The 18,327-nt window shown below is 72.7% G+C and carries 16 protein-coding genes; 12 read left to right on the top strand and 4 right to left on the bottom strand.

The features are described from left to right. Complete coding sequence (locus tag ACLVWQ_RS04390) at positions 1-714, bottom strand: DUF6624 domain-containing protein (RefSeq protein WP_414106804.1); 714 nt, start codon at positions 712-714, stop codon at positions 1-3. Continuing rightward, positions 662-1,330 carry an ATP-binding protein gene (locus tag ACLVWQ_RS04385; protein WP_414106803.1) on the bottom strand — a complete coding sequence of 223 codons (669 nt, stop codon included), beginning with the start codon at positions 1,328-1,330 and terminating at the stop codon, positions 662-664. The genes ACLVWQ_RS04390 and ACLVWQ_RS04385 overlap by 53 nt, the downstream gene beginning before the upstream one ends. Before the next feature lie 144 nt (positions 1,331-1,474). On the opposite strand from ACLVWQ_RS04385, the gene ACLVWQ_RS04380 reads away from it, so the two are divergent. Next, positions 1,475-2,308, top strand: a complete 834-nt coding sequence (locus ACLVWQ_RS04380; protein WP_414106802.1) for an SDR family NAD(P)-dependent oxidoreductase — start codon at positions 1,475-1,477, stop codon at positions 2,306-2,308. Between the two features lie 110 nt (positions 2,309-2,418). Here ACLVWQ_RS04380 and ACLVWQ_RS04375 read toward each other — a convergent pair whose 3' ends face one another. Beyond that, on the bottom strand, positions 2,419-3,831 hold the full coding sequence (locus ACLVWQ_RS04375) for a hypothetical protein (RefSeq protein WP_414106801.1): 1,413 nt from the start codon (positions 3,829-3,831) through the stop codon (positions 2,419-2,421). A 246-nt stretch (positions 3,832-4,077) separates the two neighbouring features. Here ACLVWQ_RS04375 and ACLVWQ_RS04370 point away from each other — a divergent pair, with 246 nt between their 5' ends. From ACLVWQ_RS04370 to ACLVWQ_RS04350, 5 genes are all read left to right on the top strand, one after another. Beyond that, positions 4,078-4,944, top strand: a complete 867-nt coding sequence (locus tag ACLVWQ_RS04370) for a helix-turn-helix domain-containing protein (RefSeq protein ID WP_414106800.1) — start codon at positions 4,078-4,080, stop codon at positions 4,942-4,944. A gap of 3 nt (positions 4,945-4,947) precedes the next feature. Then, a complete protein-coding gene (locus tag ACLVWQ_RS04365) occupies positions 4,948-5,193 on the top strand; it encodes a DUF397 domain-containing protein (protein WP_414106799.1) in 246 nt (81 codons plus the stop codon). 308 nt (positions 5,194-5,501) lie between these two features. Then, positions 5,502-6,029, top strand: a complete 528-nt coding sequence (locus tag ACLVWQ_RS04360; RefSeq protein WP_414106798.1) for a hypothetical protein — start codon at positions 5,502-5,504, stop codon at positions 6,027-6,029. Between the two features lie 45 nt (positions 6,030-6,074). Then, a complete protein-coding gene (locus ACLVWQ_RS04355) occupies positions 6,075-6,884 on the top strand; it encodes an SAM-dependent methyltransferase (RefSeq protein ID WP_414106797.1) in 810 nt (269 codons plus the stop codon). A 722-nt stretch (positions 6,885-7,606) separates the two neighbouring features. Beyond that, entirely contained in the window at positions 7,607-10,891 is a 3,285-nt protein-coding gene (locus ACLVWQ_RS04350; protein ID WP_414106796.1) for a family 78 glycoside hydrolase catalytic domain, read from the top strand. Positions 10,892-10,976: 85 nt separating this feature from the next. On the opposite strand, the gene ACLVWQ_RS04345 is transcribed toward ACLVWQ_RS04350, so the two are convergent. Beyond that, positions 10,977-11,708 (bottom strand): peptidoglycan-binding domain-containing protein, encoded by a 732-nt coding sequence (locus ACLVWQ_RS04345; protein ID WP_414106795.1) that lies wholly within the window; start codon positions 11,706-11,708, stop codon positions 10,977-10,979. A 227-nt stretch (positions 11,709-11,935) separates the two neighbouring features. Between ACLVWQ_RS04345 and ACLVWQ_RS04340 the strand changes: the two genes are divergently transcribed. The 6 genes from ACLVWQ_RS04340 to ACLVWQ_RS04315 are packed head-to-tail and all read left to right on the top strand — an operon-like array spanning position 11,936 to position 18,322. Beyond that, positions 11,936-13,192, top strand: coding sequence for an ATP-grasp domain-containing protein (locus ACLVWQ_RS04340; protein ID WP_414106794.1), 1,257 nt, complete (start codon positions 11,936-11,938; stop codon positions 13,190-13,192). A gap of 29 nt (positions 13,193-13,221) precedes the next feature. Beyond that, complete coding sequence (locus ACLVWQ_RS04335) at positions 13,222-14,106, top strand: Rossmann-like domain-containing protein (protein ID WP_414106793.1); 885 nt, start codon at positions 13,222-13,224, stop codon at positions 14,104-14,106. Next, a complete protein-coding gene (locus ACLVWQ_RS04330) occupies positions 14,103-15,203 on the top strand; it encodes a PLP-dependent cysteine synthase family protein (protein ID WP_414106792.1) in 1,101 nt (366 codons plus the stop codon). The genes ACLVWQ_RS04335 and ACLVWQ_RS04330 overlap by 4 nt, the downstream gene beginning before the upstream one ends. Continuing rightward, a complete protein-coding gene (locus tag ACLVWQ_RS04325; protein ID WP_414106791.1) occupies positions 15,200-16,306 on the top strand; it encodes an enolase C-terminal domain-like protein in 1,107 nt (368 codons plus the stop codon). The genes ACLVWQ_RS04330 and ACLVWQ_RS04325 overlap by 4 nt, the downstream gene beginning before the upstream one ends. Then, the gene (locus tag ACLVWQ_RS04320; RefSeq protein ID WP_414106790.1) at positions 16,290-17,528 is read left to right on the top strand and encodes an MFS transporter; all 1,239 of its coding nucleotides are present in this window, start codon (positions 16,290-16,292) and stop codon (positions 17,526-17,528) included. Before ACLVWQ_RS04325 ends, ACLVWQ_RS04320 begins: the two co-directional genes overlap by 17 nt. Beyond that, complete coding sequence (locus ACLVWQ_RS04315; protein WP_414106789.1) at positions 17,525-18,322, top strand: class I SAM-dependent DNA methyltransferase; 798 nt, start codon at positions 17,525-17,527, stop codon at positions 18,320-18,322. The genes ACLVWQ_RS04320 and ACLVWQ_RS04315 overlap by 4 nt, the downstream gene beginning before the upstream one ends. Positions 18,323-18,327 lie beyond the last annotated feature (5 nt).

Below are 18,327 nucleotides of genomic sequence, written 5' to 3'. Positions count from 1 at the left end.
TCACCCGCTGAGCCGCAGTGTCCGCATCTGCTCGTCGAGGGGGGCGAGTCCGACATCGCAACGGCGCTCGTCGACCGTGCCCGGCTGACGGACCGGGTACGGATGAAAGGTCGCGGGGTCCACCCTGGTCCCGTAGAACTGCGGCTGGCCCAGTTCCACGGCGCAGTGGTCGGCGATGAACGCGTGATGCGGCGCGGGGCAGTGCCCGTCCGCCACCGCCTGGGCGATCAGGTCGCGGCAGGCGAGCTGGAAGTCGAGATCCGTGGCGTGCAGCAGGATCATCAGGGCCGCCGTCGAGGCGTGCGCCCCGACCAGATCGGCGGTCGGCCAGGCGTGCCGCCTGACGATCGTCCTGAGTGCCTCGGTGTTGTTCGCGCGGCACTGCGCGAGACGGTGTCGCGCGGCCCGGGTGGGGCCGCGGCGCGCCTCCCTGGTGACCCGGTGGTCCTCCTCCACCCGGCGGACCAGTTCCCGGGCGAGGGCGGACGCGAGCGCCGGGAGCACGGCCGGGTGGCCCTCCCGCACCGCGTACGGCTCCCGTACCCCGCACCGCTCCCGCACCTCGCGCGTCTCCTGTGGCGCGTGCGACTCCTTCACCCCGTGTGTCTCCCGTGTGTCCTGCATCTCCCGTACCCCGTCGTGCGCGAGCCCCGTGCGGCCCTCACCGGTCATGTCGGCCGCGTCGCACGCGTATCCCCCGTGCGTCTCCCCCACTCCGTCGCGGGTCCTCTGCGCACCGTCCGAGGGGCGGTCCGCTCGTCCGTCGCGCGCCGCGGCGCGCGCGAGGTGGGCCGAACTGCCGGAACCGGTCACAGCACCTCCCGAATGTCCAACGAGAACCACACCCGACCCGCTTCCCCGTCTCGCCGGGCTCGGGCGGCGCGACGCCCCAGTCGTCGGTCAGCGCGGCCACGATGGAGAGTCCGCGTCCGGACTCCTCCGCCGTGCCCGCCGTGCGATGGCGCGGGAGTTCGGTCGAGCGGTCGGCGACCGTGACGCGTACCTCGTGGTCGGTGCCCTGGACGCTGACCGTGACCGTGTCGCCGGGGTCCGGGCTGCCGTGTGTGACGGCGTTGGCGAACAGTTCGTCCGTGGCCAGGGCGGCGTTGTCCAGCAGTTCGGCGGGTAACCGGAAGTGTGAGAGATGCTCGACCACCGTGCGGCGCACGCCGGAGGCGCGGGCCGGCTGGGCCTCCACCACGGTGCGAAGGGACCGGAAGGAGCTCTCGGTGGCGGGGAGCGACCGCGAGGCCGTACCGGGCGCGTCGTCGTCCGCGCCGTGCCGCGGTGAGGGTGACGGCCGGTGGCGATGCGCACGGAATGCCGTCATCGTGTCTCCTTCGTGTGCAGCACGGGTGAGGGAGGTCTTGGCGGCTGCCCGTGCAGCCAACCCTCCGGACAGGTGGAACGACCAGGGAGTGAAGGGGTTGTCCGGTTGCAGCCGCGTAGTGGTGTGGCAGGTATGTTCGATCGCGTGAGCGACGTGGGTGAGGGCCGGACCGTCGACCGCGAACAGGGGGTGCACGGCTGGTCCGGGGTGAGCGGCAAGCGGGTGCTGGTCACCGGCGGGACGCGCGGACTCGGCGAGCAGATCGTGCGGCTGCTGGCGGCCGAGGGCGCCCGGGTGGCGACGTGCGCGCGCACCGTGGCGGACCTCGACGCGCTGCGGGGATCGCTGGGTGACCGGGGGGCCGGATCGTTGTTCACCCAGGCCCTGGACGTCACCGAACCCGAGCGACTGGAGGACTTCGTCGCCGCCTCGGCCCGCCGCTTCGGCGGTCTCGACGGGGTGGTGGCCTCGGCCGGCGGCTCGCGCGGGCGGAGCCTCGAACACGCGGACGTCGAGGACTGGATGGCGACCTGGGAGCTGAACGTCGGGCACACCGCGCGGCTGGTGCGGGCCGCGATCCCGTATCTGCGGACCGCCGGCGGCGGTTCGGTCGTGGTCATCTCGTCGATCTCCGGCTGGAAGCCAGGCCCCAACGCCCAGTACGGAAGCGCGAAGTCCGCCCAGATCCATCTGGCCGCCTCGCTGGCCCGCGAACTCGGGCCCGACGGGATCCGGGTGAACGCCGTCTCGCCGGGGTCGATGCTCATCCCGGGCCGCCGCTGGGACCGGATGCGCACGGAGGATCCCGAGGCCTTCGCCGCCTTCGCGCAGGCGGAGCTGCCGGGCGGGGGCCCTGTCGCACCCCACGAGGTGGCCCGGGTGGTGGCGTTCCTGCTGTCCGACTGGTCGAGCGGGATCTCCGGGGCCAACCTGCCCGTGGACCGGGCCCAGAACGCGCCCTCGCCCGACGGCTACTGAGCCGGCGTCCGGCCCGCAGTCGACGCGTGAGCCGACGCTGCGTGAGCCGGCGACGCGTGAGCCGACGGCCGCCGGGCTGTCGCGCGAGCCGGCCGCGCCCGGGGCGTGTGTCATGCCGCCGCCCCCAGCACCGGCCGGGACCTGTACTCGAACTCCTGGACCAGCGGCTCGTGGCGGCTGGGCGCCAGCCTCTCCCGGAAGTCGCGCAACGCCTGCACGGAACGCTCGCTGTGCACGGTCGCCAGGGTGTTCAGCGCCGCGGTCGCGGTGTCGATGGCCTCGTCGAGCCGGTTCTGCTGCAGATGCGCGGTCGCCAGTACGGAACGGCTGATGGCCTGGCGCCTGCGCCGGTCCGCGTTGGCGACGACGGACTCCTGCGCCATGCGCTCGGCCTGCGCCGCAAGGCCGAGGTCCCGGAAGCACAGGGCGGATTCGGCCTGCAGGTAGTGGTGGTCGAGGAAGCGGACCCAGACGGACTCCTGCGCCGCGCCCCGGCTCGCGTCCCACTGCCGCTCCGCCAGGCGAAGGGCCTGTGCCGTCTCAGCGGCGCGGTGCTGCGCCGCGTGTCCGCGCGCCGCCATCGCGTACAGGCGCATCAGGCCGAGCGGGCTGCCCGAGTCCCTCGCGGTGGCGATGCCCGCCCTGGCCAGCGCCACGCCCTCGTCCGGGCGGCCGAGACTGGTGGCCAGATGGGAGAGGCCGGCCAGGATCTGCCCGCCCAGCACCCGGTCCCGGCCCTCGCCGCACAGGCGCAGCGCCTGGGTCATATAGCGCTGCGCGAGTCCGTACTCCCCCGCGTCGTACGAACTCCAGCCCGCCATCGCGGCGAGGCGGGCCGCGGCTGCGTACAGCAGGCGCTGCTGGTGCGGGGGCGTGCCGCGGCGCTGCAGCATGGGGACGACCTCGGTGCACAGGTAGTGCACGATGCTGGTGCGCACTCCGCCACCGCCGAAGCGGTTGTCCATCTGGTCGAACATGCCGATCATCGCGTGGACCTGTTCGACGGGGCCGTCGCCGTTCACCGGATCGAGCCGGGCGGCCTCCGGGCTCTCCACCAGCCAGAGCAGCCACTCCCGTTGGGGGTGCAGCAGCGCGCTCGCGACGAAGGGGACCGTGCCCAGGAGGCTGCGGCGCGAGATGTCCGTGGAACCCAGTTCGCTCAGAGTGTGCAAGGTGTCCGCCAGGTCGTCGCGGTAGACGAGTGCCCTGCCGACCACCGGCCGCTGCTGGTCGGGCAGGAAACCCAGGTCCGTGGGCGACACGGGCCGGCCGAGTCGCTCGGAGAGTACGGCGGCGATCAACTCCGGTGTGTTCACCCGTGGTTGTTGTCCGTTCAGCCAGCGGGTGACCGACGCCTTGTCGTAGTTGGACTCCGTGCCCTGTCTGCGCCCCAGTTCGTTGACCCGCAGGGCGAGTGAGGCGTAGGAGCAGCCCGCGTCCCCGATGGCCGCGGCCAGTGCCTTGTTGGCCCCGGCGGGCCCCCGGCCCGGGTTCCTCGGTCGTCCTTCGGTCACGGTGGCCATCCAGGTCTCGCCTCATGGTGCTGCGGACTCGCCGGACCCGCCGGGGCGCCGAGTCCGGTGTGGCCACGCGTGGTTGCGCGGTGCGACCGCCGGACTGTGCGGCAGGTCACTCGCTGTCTATGATTGCGTACACACTCAACCCGCAACAAGCGTTCTGATAATTTCAGAACGATCAACACGACCCTGTCTGTGTCGGCGACGGCGTGGCACACTGCACGCTGTGACGGCCGTTCCGGGAGGTAGGACGTGAGCGACAACCGCTCAGGCGGCAGCGCGCCGACCGTCCTGCGGATGGTCCTCGGAAAGCGGCTCCGGCAGCTGCGGGAGCAGGCCGGGATCTCCTTCGAGGACGCCGCGCGGGCCATCGAGGTCACGCCGTTGACGGTCCGGCGGATAGAGAAGGCCGAGGTCGGTCTCCGTATCCCGTACGTGCGGGAGTTGCTGCACACCTACGGCGTCCCCGCGGCCGAGGTGGACGACTTCCTCTCGATGGCCAGGGAGGCCAACCAGCCCGGCTGGTGGTACTCGTACCGCGACGTGCTGCCGGAGTGGTTCAGCGCGTACGTGAGCCTGGAGAGCGAAGCCAGCGTCATCCGCGTCTACGAACCCCACTACGTCCCGGGCCTGTTGCAGACGCACGACTACGCCGCCGCGCTGATGCACGTCGGCTTCCCCAACGCGACGAAGGAGGACGTCGCCCGGCGGGTCGACCTGCGCCTCAAGCGTCAGGAGCTGCTCGCCAAACCCGAGGCACCGGCCGTCTGGGCCATCCTGGACGAGACCGTGCTGCGCCGCCCGGTCGGCGGCCCCGATGTGATGCGGGCCCAGATCGACCGACTGAGCAGGGTCCTGGACATGCCGAAGGTCCGGATCCAGATACTGCGCTTCTCGGTGGGCGCGCACCCCGGTGCGTTCGGCCCGTTCCACTACTTCCGCTTCGGCTTCTCCGAACTTCCCGACGTCGTCTACACCGAGAGCCTCGTCGGCTCGGTCTACGTCGACCAGCCCACCGACGTCGTGACGTACCTCGAAGTGCTGGACCGGATGTCCGTACAGGCGGAACCGGTCGCTCGGACCAGGAGCATCCTGGCTGAACTGCGTAAGGAGTTGTGAGCCATGACGTCCATGGACGCCGTCTACAGCGGTATGCCCGCCACCGATCTGGGAACCGAGGGCTGGCACAAGCCCTGGAGCGGCACGAACGGCGGAAGCTGCGTCGAGGTCAAGCGGCTGCCCGACGGGAGCGTCGCCTTCCGCCAGTCCAAGGACCCGGACGGGCCCGCGCTGGTCTACACCCGGGACGAGATGATCTCGTTCCTGAGGGGTGCGAAGTCCGGCGAGGCCGACTTCCTCGTCGCCTGACCCTCACCGACGCCCTGATCGCCACCGACGCCCGATCCTCGCCGGCGCCGGCTCGTACCGGCATGCTGTCGGAGGGGCCGGAGGGGACCGTGCGGCGTCAGGGGGTTCGCGGCGTCGAGCACTCGCGCCAAGTACCCGCGCCGAGCCACCGTGACCCGCGCCAGGACGCCGCCGCCCGTCCGTCACCACGACCGGCGACCGACCGTCCATCACTACGGCCGCACAACCGGAGACCCCGCACGCGCTCTCCCGCCGTGCGGGTCACCCGGGCACACTGGGAGAGAGTCGGCCGTCCCGGAGGGAGTGGTATGCACACACTCCACGAAGCCGTCGCCCGGTGCCGGACACTCGTCGTCGAGGGCCCCGACGACATCGGCAGGGGCTCGCTCCTCGCCGAACTGGCGCGCGGCGGATTCGCGATCCGGCGCTCGCTGGAGCACCTGCACCACGTGGATCCCACCCGGCCGTACCGCGAGCACCTCGCCGCTCCCGGCCGGCTGGCCCTCGACGGCGGCGTCGTCCACGAACTCGTCTACGGTCCGCTGCGCCGCGGGCGGTCCCGGGTGACCTGGATCCAGGCGCTCGACTTCGCCGAGGCCGTGGCCGAACGCGAGGGCGCCCTGCTCCATCTGACGGACTCGGGGCGCGAGCCGGACACCGCGGGCACCGAGGGCGCCGAGGCCGACGCCGCCTACGACCGGGCGCTGCGCACACTCGCCCAGCACGTCCCCGTCGTCACTCTCGACGCGGCGGGCGCGGCGCACACCCCGGGCCGTCCCCCCATTCGCGCACCCGATCGACCCACTCCCAACTGGGGCGAGGCAAAGGGATGTTGACGGTAGGTTGGTCACAAACGGCGGCACGTACGGCAGGAGACTCCCATGGCAGACGGCCAGGCCACTCCCGGCCAGGACCCTTCGTCCAAGATCGATACCACGGTGCCGCACTCGGCCCGCATCTGGAACTACTGGATGGGCGGGAAGGACAACTACGAGGTCGACCGGGTGGCGGGCGACGCGTACCGCCAGATCGCGCCGAACATCGAGACGATGGCCCGCGCCTCCCGGGGCTACCTGATCCGGACCGTGACGTTCGTCGCCGGTGAGCTGGGCATCCGCCAGTTCCTCGACATCGGCACCGGCCTTCCCACGTACGACAACACCCATCAGGTCGCCCAGCGCGTGGCCCCGGAGTCCCGGATCGTGTACGTGGACAACGACCCGCTGGTGCTGCGGCACGCCCAGGCCCTGCTGACCAGCACACCCGAGGGTGTCACCGACTACATCGACACGGACCTGCACGAGCCCGAGAAGATCATCGAGGCCGCGAAGAAGATACTGGACTTCGACAAGCCCGTCGCGCTGATGCTCATGGGCATCCTGGGCCACATCCAGGACTACGACGAGGCCAAGTCGATCGTGCGCCGCCTCCAGGCCGCCCTGCCGTCGGGCAGCTACTTCGTGCACTACGACAGCACCGACACGGACGCCGAACTGAAGCGCGCCCAGGAGGGGTACGACGACACGGGCGCCGTCCCGTACGTGCTGCGCAGCCCCCGGCAGGTCGCCGCGTACTACGAGGGCCTCGAACTGCTGGAGCCCGGCATCGTCTCCTGCCCGTTGTGGCGCCCCGAGCCGGGCACCGACCCGCAGCCGACGGACGTCTACGGAGGCATCGCCCGCAAGCCCTGAGCCCTCGGCCCGAGCCCCAGACTCAGCCCAGCCCAGACCAGATCCAGACCCAGCCTTGGATCAGGCCCCGGATCCCGACCCGGACGGCTCTGTCGGCCGCCGTCGACGACGGGGCCGGGCGTCGGGCGTCGGGCGTCGGGCGGAGCGTCGGGCCGGGACGTCGGGCCAGGTCCTCAAGCCGTCCTGGGGTCGACGGCCGCACGGATCCCCGCCTGCCGTCGCGGACGCCGCCCGGAGCGACCATGGTTCTCCCGTCGGCTGGACGTTCCGCTCAGCCGGTCGCCTGCGCGTCCGCGTGGGCACGCGGGCACGCGGCCCTCGGTGGGTCGAGAACCTGCCGAACGCCTGGAGCCGACGGCCACCACCATGAAGACCCGCGTCAGCCGCACGCCCCACCGGTCCAGCCCGCTCCCCGTCACTTCCCGGTACCCCCCGAGTACCGCTCCGGCACCGCCCGCACCGGGTTCCATCCGCCGACGCCCGCCCCACCGCGCACGATCCCGGCAGGGCTCAGCACTCCGCCGCGTCGCCGCCACGGCCGGTACCCGCACGCCTCTTGAAGCCCCACAGCCACACCCATAGGATCGTTCGAAACGACGAGTGAAACGTTTCAAGCCGTCACGCGTCTCTCCCTCAGCCTCCCATCAGCCTCCCCTCCACCCACTTCTTGCCCCTCGCTTCGTCACCCGCATCCGCGCACGTACGCAACCAAGGGACCCCACATGACCAAGGGTTGGAACCGCCGCGCCTTCCTCCGGACCTCGGTCGCCGGAGCGGGCGCCTCCGCCGCCCTCGCCTCCGGCACCACCGCGACCGCCGCACCGGCCCACGCGGAAGACGGCGCGACACAACCGGGCAGGCTGCGCATCGAGCGCACGACCGTCGAGTACGCCGAGACGTTGCTCGGCACGGAGGTGGAACAGCCCCGCCTCACCTGGGAGTTGGCGGCCGACGGGCACGGAGCCCGGCAGAGCGCCTATCACGTGAGAGTCGCGCTGAGCGAGAAGGGACTGCGCGAGGGACAGCGCGCGGTCTGGGACTCCGGCCGGGTCGCGTCGGACCGCAGTGTCGCGATCGCCTACGAGGGCCCCGCCCTGCGGCCGCGCACCCGCTACCACTGGCAGGTCAGGGTCTGGGACGGCGAGGGCCGTCCGTCGGCGTGGAGTACGCCGCGCTGGTGGGAGACAACGTTGTCCGACGACTCCTGGCAGGGGTTCTGGATCGGTGCGGCCCCCGCGCCCGAGCCGCCGACGTTCGAGGGCGCGTCCTGGATCTGGTCGCCCGGTTCGACGGCCGAGGACGCGCCCGCCGGGCCCCGTTGGTTCCGTGGCGCGCTGACACCGCCCGCGGGTGCGGAGATCCGCAGAGCGACCCTGCTGGCGACGGCCGACGACGACTTCACCCTGTATCTCGACGGCAGGCAGGTGCTGCGGCAGGCCGAGCAGACCGACGCCTGGCGGCAGGGCCATCTCCTCGACGTCACCGAGGAGGTGAAGGCGGCGGGCTCCGAACGCCTCGTGGTCGCCGCCCTCGCGACGAACCGCGGCAACGCGTCGGTGAACCCCGGCGGTCTCCTCGTACGGCTCCTCGTGGAGAGCGACGGGGGCGACGGGAGCACGGTCGAACTGGTCACGGGCGAGGGGTGGCGAAGCTCCGACGAGGAGCGACAGGGCTGGCAGCAGCCGGAGTTCGACGACTCCTCGTGGCCCGGGGTGGCCGTGCTCGCCCCGTACGGGCAGGGCCCCTGGGGCGACGGCGTGTCGATCGCGGCGACCGAGCAGCCGGCCCCGCTGCTGCGCCGCGAGTTCACCGTCGCGAAGCCCGTGGCGCGCGCCCGCCTCTACATCAGCGGACTCGCCTACTACGAGGCGGAGATCAACGGTGAACGCGTCGGCCGCCAGGTCCTCGACCCCGGCTTCACCGACTACGACGAGACCGTGCTGTACGCGGTGCACGACGTCACCGGCCACCTGCGCCGGGGCGCCAACGCCATCGGGGTGACCCTGGGCCGCGGCTTCTTCGGCATGACGACACCGAACGTCTGGAACTGGCACCGGCCCCCGTGGCACGACGAGCCGCGGCTGCTGGGCCAGTTGGAGATCGACCACCCCGACGGCTCACGCACCACGGTCGCCACGGACGGCAGCTGGCGGATCACCGAGGGCCCCACCCGGTCCAACTCCCTCTACGCGGGCGAGACGTACGACGCCCGCAGGGCGCCAGGCGCCTGGACCCGCCCCGGGTTCGACGACAGCGGCTGGCAGGAGACAGAGCGCAGGGACGCCCCGAAGGGCACACTGCGCGCACAGCCGCACGACCCGATCCAGGTCGTCGAGACCGTACGCCCGGTCGCCGTCGAGGAGTTGAGCGAGGGCGTGTACGTGGTCGACATGGGCCGGACGACGGCCGGCTGGACCCGGCTGACCGTGAACGCCCCGGCGGGCACCACCGTGCGCCTGGTCCACGGGGAGAAGCTCAAGTCCGACGGAAGCGTGCACGCCGAGACAGGGCACGTACCCGGCCGGTTCCAGACCGACGAATACGTGTGCGCGGGCGGCGGCGCCGACGAGACGTGGGAGCCCAAGTTCTCGTACAAGGGCTTCCGTTACGTGCAGGTCAGCGGGTTCCCCTCGAAGCCCGAGCCGGCGCAGGTGCTGGGCCGTGTCGTGCACACGCCGGTGGAGGCGACGGGGTCCTTCGCCTGCTCCGAGCCGTTCTACCAGCAGCTGGAGCGGGCGATGCGGCGCACCCTCCTCAACAACCTGCACGGCATCCCGACGGACACCCCGATGTACGAGAAGAACGGCTGGACCGGTGACGCCCAGCTGGGCGCGCCCGTCATGGCGTACGCACTCGGCGTGCACCGGTTCCTCTCCAAGTGGCTCGGCGACCTGAAGGACAGTCAGAACCCGGACGGGCAGCTGCCGGTGATCGTCCCGAGCGGCGGCTGGGGGTACGGCGACCTCGGCCCGTCGCCCGAGTGGACGACGGTGTACCCGTTCCTGCTGCGGGAGATGTACCGCGTGTACGGGGACGAGCGGCTGGCCCGCGACCACTGGACGCCGCTCACCCGCTATCTGGACTGGGAGATCTCCCGGCTTAAGGACGGGCTCGCCGTGACCGCGCTCGGCGACTATCTGCCGCCGGGGTACGGCGGCAACCCGCCCGAGGACACCCGGCTGACCGCGACGGCGTATCTGCACCGGGCGCTCACCGGCACTGCGGAGCTGGCGGACCTGCTCCACGACACCGCGGTCGCCGATCGCTACCGCGCGGCCGCGGGCGGGCTCAAGGAGGCGTTCAACGCGGCCTTCCTGGGCCCGGACGGCCACTACCGCACGGCAAAGGACCCCGGGTACCGGCAGACGAACAACTGCGTACCGCTGGCCTTCGGCCTGGTCCCGCCGGGCGCGCGGGCCGGTGTCGTCGACTCGCTCCTCGCCGACATCGAGGAGCGCGGCAACCATCTGAACACCGGGGCACTGGGCACCAGCGTCCTGCTGCGGCAGCTGTCCGCGCAGGGGCATCCCGAGGTGGCCCACGCGATCGCCACGCAGCGCACTTACCCGAGTTGGGGCTACTGGTTCGAGAACGGCGCCGACACCATGTGGGAGATGTGGCCGGTCGACTCACGGTCCCGTGACCACTATTTCCAGGGCACGGTCGTGCAGTGGCTGTACGAGAACGTGGCCGGACTGCGTCCGGGCGACGCGGGCTACCGGACCTTCACGGTGCGCCCCGACGGCCGCACGGGGGTCGACTGGGCCCGTACGGCGATCCGTACGGTCCGCGGTGAGGCCTCGGCCGCGTGGTCGGTGGTGGACGGTTCGGTACGGCTCTCGGTGCGGGTGCCGGTGGGCTCGACGGCCGAGGTGCACGTACCGGCGGCCGGCCGCTCGGCCGTACGCGCGCCGGACGGGGCGAGGTTCCTGCGGGTGGAGCCCGGCTTCGCCGTGTACGAAGTGGCGCACGGGGGCTGGGAGTTCGTGGCGCGGCCCGCGAACTGACCGGACCGGCACCCTGGGCGGCGCATGACGACGTGATGCGCCGCTCGGGCGCCTCCGGCCCCTGGCAGGGGTCGGAGGCCGTGCGTCAGGACGTCGTGCGGGATTCGAGGTCGGTGCGCGTGTCGTTGCCGTACACGCCCGTCTCGTCCCCCCGGATGCCGTACCAGAGCTGGAAACGGGCCACCGCGGCCGTCAGCGTGGCGTCGTACACACCGCTGGGCGTGCCCTCCTCGTACACGTCGGGGATGCGCAGCAGCCGTTCCTGCAGGTCGCTCACCTCCGGTCCCCTGTCGCCCTCCCGCAGGGTGCCGGGGCCGTCCGGGTCGGCGCCCGCCGGACCGGGGGCCGCGGCCGAGGCGGGAGGCGCGGACGGCGCGGCAGGGTGCGGCGCCTGCGCGGCGTCGGCCGAGTCCCTGTCCAGGGTGAGCAGCAGGGCCGCGCTGAATCCCGCCAGCGCGGCGGCCACCGCGGCGACGGCGAGCGCTGTACGGCGGAACACCGTGCTGCTGCCGTGGGCCGGCCCGCGAGCGGCCGTGCGATCCCGTCGCGGCACCGGCTCCGGCTCCGGTCTCGGCCCCGCGTCGCCCTCGACGACGGGGGGCAGTTCCTGGGTGTCGTCCTCCGCCGCCTTCGGCAGCGTGGTGTCCGCGTACGCCGGTACGGCGACGACCTCGTAGCCCTCGTCCGGGTCACGCTCTCTCTCCTGCACCTGCCGCACCAGGTCCGCCAGGGACCCTGGCCTGCGGCGGCGCAGGACGTTGGTCGGCTCCAGCGCCGACCGTCGCGATGGCTGTTCGGGGTCGAACGGTGTCGACAACCTGCTCTCCCTCCGGGTGCTGCTGAGGAGGGATACGCGTACCCGCGCCCGGTCGTTCAACGGCCCGCCCGTATGCCGGTTCTTGCCGTCGCGGCAAAAAGACCGGCCCGTCGGATGACAATGAAAATGATTGTCGATACCGTGTGCTCGGTCACGTCGTCCGCGCCCCGTCATGGGGTGCCCTCGGCGTGCCCTGAAGCTCAATCGGAGCGCGCGAAAGGGGAGTTGTGGCTCATCTGTTGGTGGTCGAGAGCTGGGTCGGGTCGATGAGCAGACTGCTGCCACGGGCGATCCGGGAGGGTGGGCACGAGTTCACCTTCCTGACCCGGGACCTGCACCACTATCTGCGCTCCGCCCCGGAGGGCACGGCCCATCCCCTGCTCGCGGCCCGCAACGTGCTGACCGCCGAGACGAACGACCTCGACCCCCTGCTCCCGGAGGTGGAGCGGCTGCACGGGGCGCTCGGCTTCGACGGAGTGCTCACGTCGTGCGACTACTACCTGCCCACCGTGGCCCGGATCGCCGCCCGGCTCGGGCTTCCCGGACCGGCGCCCGAGGCCGTGGAGAGCGCCTGCCGCAAGGACACGACCCGTCGGGTCCTCGGCGAGGCCGGTGTCCCCGGCCCCCGCTTCGCCGTCTGCGCCGACCGGGCGGCGGCCGAGAAGGCCGCCCGGGAGCTGGGCTTCCCGCTGGTGGTCAAGCCCGTCGACCTCTGCGCGGGCATGTACGTACGGCGGGTGGACGACGAGCGTGAGCTGGCCGAGGCCTGCCGGGCGATCGCGGACTTCCCGCTGAACGCCCGAGGTCAGCTGCGCGCGCCCGTCCTGCTCCTCGAGGAGTTCCTCGACGGGCCCGAAGTCAGCGTGGAGACCGTGTCGTTCGACGGGACGACGCAGGTGGTGGGCGTGACCGACAAGAGCATCGGCGGGGCACCCGCCTTCATCGAGACCGGGCACATGTTCCCCGCCGCGCTCGCCCCGGCCGACGCGGAGGCCGCTCAGGACACCGCGGTACAGGCGCTCAAGGCGCTCGGACTCGACTCCGTCGTGGCCCACACCGAGATCAAGCTGACCGCCGCCGGGCCCCGGGTCGTCGAGGTCAACCCGCGCCCGGCCGGAAACCGCATCACCGAGCTGATCCGGCACGTCACCGGCCTCGACCTGGCCGCGGCCTGCGTGGAGGTGGCGCTCGGCCGCACCCCCGACCTGCGACGGCGGGCCACCGGGCTGCGCAGCGCGGCCGTGGGCTTCCTCGTGCCGGACACCACGGGAACACTGGAGTCGATCGAGGGCGCCGGCCCGGTGCGCGCCGCTCACGGTGTGCTGGAGGTCCAACTGGCCGAGCCGGGCCGGGCGGTGAAGGCGGCCGGCAGCAACAACGAGTACCTCGGGCATGTGATGGCGGGCGACGCCGAGGGCCTCGCGGCACGGGCCCGGGTCGACGCGCTGCTGGCCGGGCTGCGGCCGCTGGTGTCCTCCCGGTGAGGGCGGGGACCGACACCGGGTCGGCCGTCATGTCGACACCGGCCAGTACCCATTCGCCCACGCCCACGCCCTCCCCCGCACCCGGGCACTCGCTCCCGCGGCCCCCTTCGTACGACGCTCTGGTCCGCGGGGCGCTGGCCGGCGAGCTCGGACCCGACCCCCGGGACCTGCGGATCGCCGTGGCATTCACCACGCGTCAGGCCGTACGGCACGACGGGCGCCGCGGCGGCTACCGCAACGAGGTGCTCAGCCTGCGTCTGGGCCGAGCGGTCGGCTCGTGCGCGGTCGAACCCGGCGCGCTGCCGGACGGCTCGGTGGACGACTGCGCCGGGGCGGTGGTCGCGCGGCTGCTGGAACATCCCCTCCCCCCGGTGCGCGTGGCCGCGCTGGACGCCTACCTGATGCATGTCCGCCCGCACACGCCGGAGAACGGGGCACTCCCCCGGCCCCTGCCCGCCGGGAGTTCCCTGGAGAAGTCCCGCGCACGGGCGCGGGCCGTCGTCGAACTCCTCGACGTCGGTCCCGGGCAGCGCGTCCTGGTCGTCGGTGTCGTCAACTCCCTCCTGGAGGCGCTGCGTTCACGTGGCGTCCCGTACATACCGTGTGATCTCAAGGGCGGTACGACGGAGTGGGGCGAGCCGGTCGCCACCGACGCCCTCGCCGAACTCGACCGCTGCGACGCCGTACTGGCCTCCGGCATGACCCTGGGCAACGGCACCTTCGAACCCCTGCGGGAGCACGTCCTGCGCGGCGGCAAGCAGTTGGTGATGTTCGCGCAGACCGGCAGCGCCGTCCTGCCGTGGTTCCTGGGCGCCGGAGTGAGCGCGGTGTGCGCGGAGCCGTACCCCTTCTTCTGGCTGGACGGCGGTGCGGGTGTCGTCCACCGCTACGGCTGTACGGAGGTGGCGTCGTGACCACCGCAGCGCTGCGTCCCCTCGCCGCCAACCCCGATCTGCTCGCCCTGCTGGGCCGCACCCCGCTGGCCAGGGTGACCACCGACCTGCCGTGTCCGCAGCCCGGGTTCTGGGCCAAGCTGGAAGGTCTCGCCGCCGGCGGGATGAAGGCACGGGCCGCCGTGTCCATGCTGCTCGGCGCCCGGGAGCGGGGTGAACTCCGCCCGGGAGCACCTGTGGTGGAGTCCACCTCCGGGACGCTCGGCATCGGTCTGGCCTTCGCCGGGCAGGCCCTGGGGCACCCCATCGTGCTCGTCGGCGACACCGAACTCGAACCGTCCATGCGGCAGTTGCTGCGCACCTACGGCGCCCGCCTCGAACTCGTCGACCGTCCCGCCCGGGTGGGCGGCTGGCAGGCCGCCCGGCTCGCCCGGCTGCGCGAGCTGCTCGGGACGCTGCCGGACGCGTACTGGCCCGATCAGTACAACAACCCCGACAACATCGCCGGATACGCGTCGCTCGCCGCCGAACTGGCCACTCAGCTCGATCACCTGGACGTACTGGTGTGCAGTGTCGGCACGGGCGGCCACAGCGCCGGGATCGCGGGGCCGCTGCGCAGGCACTGGCCCGCGCTGCGGCTGATCGGGGTGGACGCCACCGGTTCCACCATCTTCGGCCAGCCCGCCAGGCCCCGGCTGATGCGCGGCCTGGGCAGCAGCATCCACCCGCGCAACGTGGCCTACGAGGCCTTCGACGAGGTGCACTGGGTGGGCCCGGCCGAGGCCGCTGACGCCTGCCGGCGGCTGGCCCGCGGCAGCTTCGTCAGCGGCGGCTGGAGCACGGGCGCGGTCGCGCTGGTCTCCGCGTGGGCGGCCCGGGTCCATCCCGGCGCCGTGGTCGCCACGGTCTTCCCCGACGGTCCGCACCGCTATCTCGGCACGGTCTACGACGACGACTTCGCCGCCGCGCACGGCCTCGATCCGGCTACCGCCGCCACCCGGCCCGTCGAGATCCCGCACGCACGCGCCGTCGAAGCCACCGGCTGGGTCCGCTGCACCACGGTGACCGACCCTCTCCACCCCCTGGACCCCCTGGACCCCCTGGAAGGGAGCCCGTGAAGGCCACCCTGCGCACCGTACGGCTCGTACTCACCGAGCCGCTGCGCATATCCCGTTCGACGACGGCCGCCCGCGACGCCGTCTGGCTGACGATCGAGCACGAGGGCCTGTACGGCCACGGCGAGGCCGTCACCAGCGTCTACTACGGCCTCGACACCGCCACGCTGCAAGGGCGGTTGTACGAGTCCGGCCACGACCTGGCCCGCTTCCCCGACCCCGAGAGCGCCCTGCGCGCGTGGCCGTCGGGCGAGCGGCCGCCCGCGGTGGTCGCCGCCGTGGAGGCCGCGCTGCTCGACCTCTGCGGCAAGCGGGCCGGCGCCCCCGTGTACCGGCTCCTCGGCGCCGACGGCGACACCGGTACCGGCGCGGGCGCGGCCGCCGCTCCGAGTGCCGCCACCGCCCGCACCATCGGCATCGTCCCGGCCCCGCACGCCGCCGCACAGGCACGCGCCCTCGTGAGCGCCGGATTCACCCTCCTCAAGGCCAAGGCGGGCACCCCGGACCCCGAGGACGACCTCGACCGCGTCCGCGCGATGCGCGCCGCCGCGCCCACCGCCCGGCTCCTGCTCGACCCCAACGGCGCCTGGACCCACGACCAGGCCCGCCGGCTCATCCCCCAGTACGCCGAGTTGGGCGTGGAAGCCATAGAGCAGCCTGTCGCTCCCGGTGACCCGGAGGGCCTGGCGCGGCTCGCCGAGGGTTCGCCGCTGCCCCTGATCGCCGACGAGGACGCCGTCGGCCACGAGGACGTACGCCGTCTCGCGGGCCGCGTGCACGGGGTGAACGTCAAGCTCGCCAAGTGCGGTGGCCCCCGAGCCGCCCTGCGCATGGCGGAGTTGCTCGAAGGCAGCGGCACCGCGCTGATGCTCGGCTGTCTCACCGCCAGCACGCTCGGTCTCGCCCCCGCCGTGCACCTGGCCGACCGGGCCCGCTGGGCCGACCTCGACGGGCATCTGCTGCTCGCCGACGACCCGTGGACCGGGATCGGCGGCACCGACGGTGTCGTACGCGTCAGTGAGCTGCCCGGACTCGGTGTCCGGGAGAGGCACGCGGACCCGGCCCGGCGTACCGGAGAGGCGGCGGGCCGTGAAGACGCTGCATGAGATGCGCGGCTTCTCGCCCGCGATCCGGCTCCTCCTCGTCAACCAGTTCGGTGTCAACACCGGCTTCTATCTGCTCATCCCCTACCTGGCCACGCATCTGGGCGAGGACCTGGACATGTCGGCGGCCGTCGTCGGCGTCGTGCTCGGGGTGCGCAACCTCAGCCAGCAGGGGCTGTTCCTCATCGGTGGCTCGGCCGCGGACCGGCTCGGCGCGCGCGGGGTCATCATCGCCGGCTGCGCGGTGCGTACCGTCGGCTTCGCGTTGTTCGCGCTCGGCGACGGGCTCGCCGTGCTGCTGGCCGCGTCCGTGCTGAGCGGGCTGGCGGGGGCGCTGTTCAACCCGGCCGTGCGGGCGTATCTGTCGCAGGAGGCGGGTGAGCGCAAGGCCGAGGCGTTCGCGCTGTTCAACGTCTTCGCGACCACCGGGGCGCTCGTCGGGCCGCTGCTCGGCAGCGTCCTGCTGCTCGTCGACTTCCGGGCGTCCGCGCTCACCGCGGCCGCGATCTTCGCGCTGCTCACCGTGGCGCAGGCGATGGTGCTGCCCGCGCGGGCGGTCCCGCCGAGTGCGGGCAGTGTGCTCGGGGACTGGCGAGAGGTGGTCGGCAACCGCGCGTTCCTGGCGTTCTCGCTGGCCATGGTCGGCATGTTCACCCTGGAGAACCAGCTGTATCTGCTGCTGCCCGACGGCGCCCGCCGGGCCACGGGCTGGGACGGCGCGGCCGGACTCGTGTTCCTCGTGGGGACGCTCGCCAATCTCACGCTGCAACTGCGGCTCACCCGGGCGCTGAAGACGTACGGCAGGCGGGCCGGGGTCATCGGGGTCGGACTCGCCCTGATGGGGCTGGCCTTCCTGCCGCCGATGCTGGTGTCGGGAGCCTCCCCGCAGCTGTGGCACGCCGTACCCGTCCTCGTGGGCGTCCTGTTCCTGTACGTCGGCGTCATGGTCGCCCAGCCGTTCGTGATGGAGCTGATCCCGGGCTTCGGACGGCCGGAGCTGACCGGCACGTACTTCGGGATCTTCTACATGGTGTCGGGTATCGCGGCGGCCGTCGGCAACACGGTCGTGGGCTGGGCCATGGACGCCGGGGACCGGCAGGGCGCGGCCTGGCTGCCCTGGGCCTGCTGTCTGGTGTTCGGGCTGGCGTCGGCGGGCGGGGTCGCCTGGCTGCGCCGCCAGGGGGCCCTGCCCGAACGCCCCGTTCTCGTGGAGGCGACGGTATGACGAGCGGCAATCTGCTGACCGACAACCCGGAGCTGTACGAGGCCAGGTTCCCCGACCCCGACCGGCTGGCCGGGCGGTGGACCGAGGACTGTCTGCGCCGGTACGGGGCCGGGCCCAAAGTGCTGGACCTGGGATGCGGCACCGGGCGGGACGCGGCGCATCTGCACGGCGCGGGCCGGTCGGTCGTCGGCGCCGACCTCTCCGAGGCGATGCTGGCGTACGCCCGTCAGCGGCACCCCGGACCACGGTATGTGCGCGCCGATCTGCGGGACTTCTCCTTCGGACCCGGCCCCGGACCTGGCTCCTTCGACGCGGTGGTGTGCCTGGACAGTTCGCTCCTGTACTGCCACACCAACGACGACCTCGACGGATTCTTCGCCTCCTGCCGCCGGAGCCTGGCTCCCGGCGGACTCCTCGTCGCCGAGATGCGCAACGGCGCCTACTTCCTGGGCCGCGTCGACCTCCTGACCGCGCCGAAGGTCACCGCTTTCACCTGGCAGGGGACCTCGTACCGCTCGACGACCACCCTGCGCGTCGACCGCGCCGCGCAACTCCTGCGCCGTACCCGCGTCTGGCGCGCCGACGACGGCTCGGCCCCCGTCGAACAGCGCTCGGCGTGGCGGCTGCTCCTCCCGCAGGAACTGCGCCACTTCCTGGCCGGGCACGGCTTCTCCGTGCTCGCGCTGCACGACGGGCCGGGGCCACGCACCGAACCCCCCTGGCAGGAGGGTGACGTGCCCGGCACGGCGGCCGACGGCGACCGGCTGCACGTGGTGGCACGCCTCGCCGGCTGACCTTC

This window comes from Streptomyces sp. CWNU-52B, assembly GCF_047444975.1.
In the GTDB taxonomy this organism is placed as follows: domain Bacteria; phylum Actinomycetota; class Actinomycetes; order Streptomycetales; family Streptomycetaceae; genus Streptomyces.
Note: the sequence above shows the minus strand (reverse complement) of the source record. Positions and strands in the feature narration are given on the sequence as shown.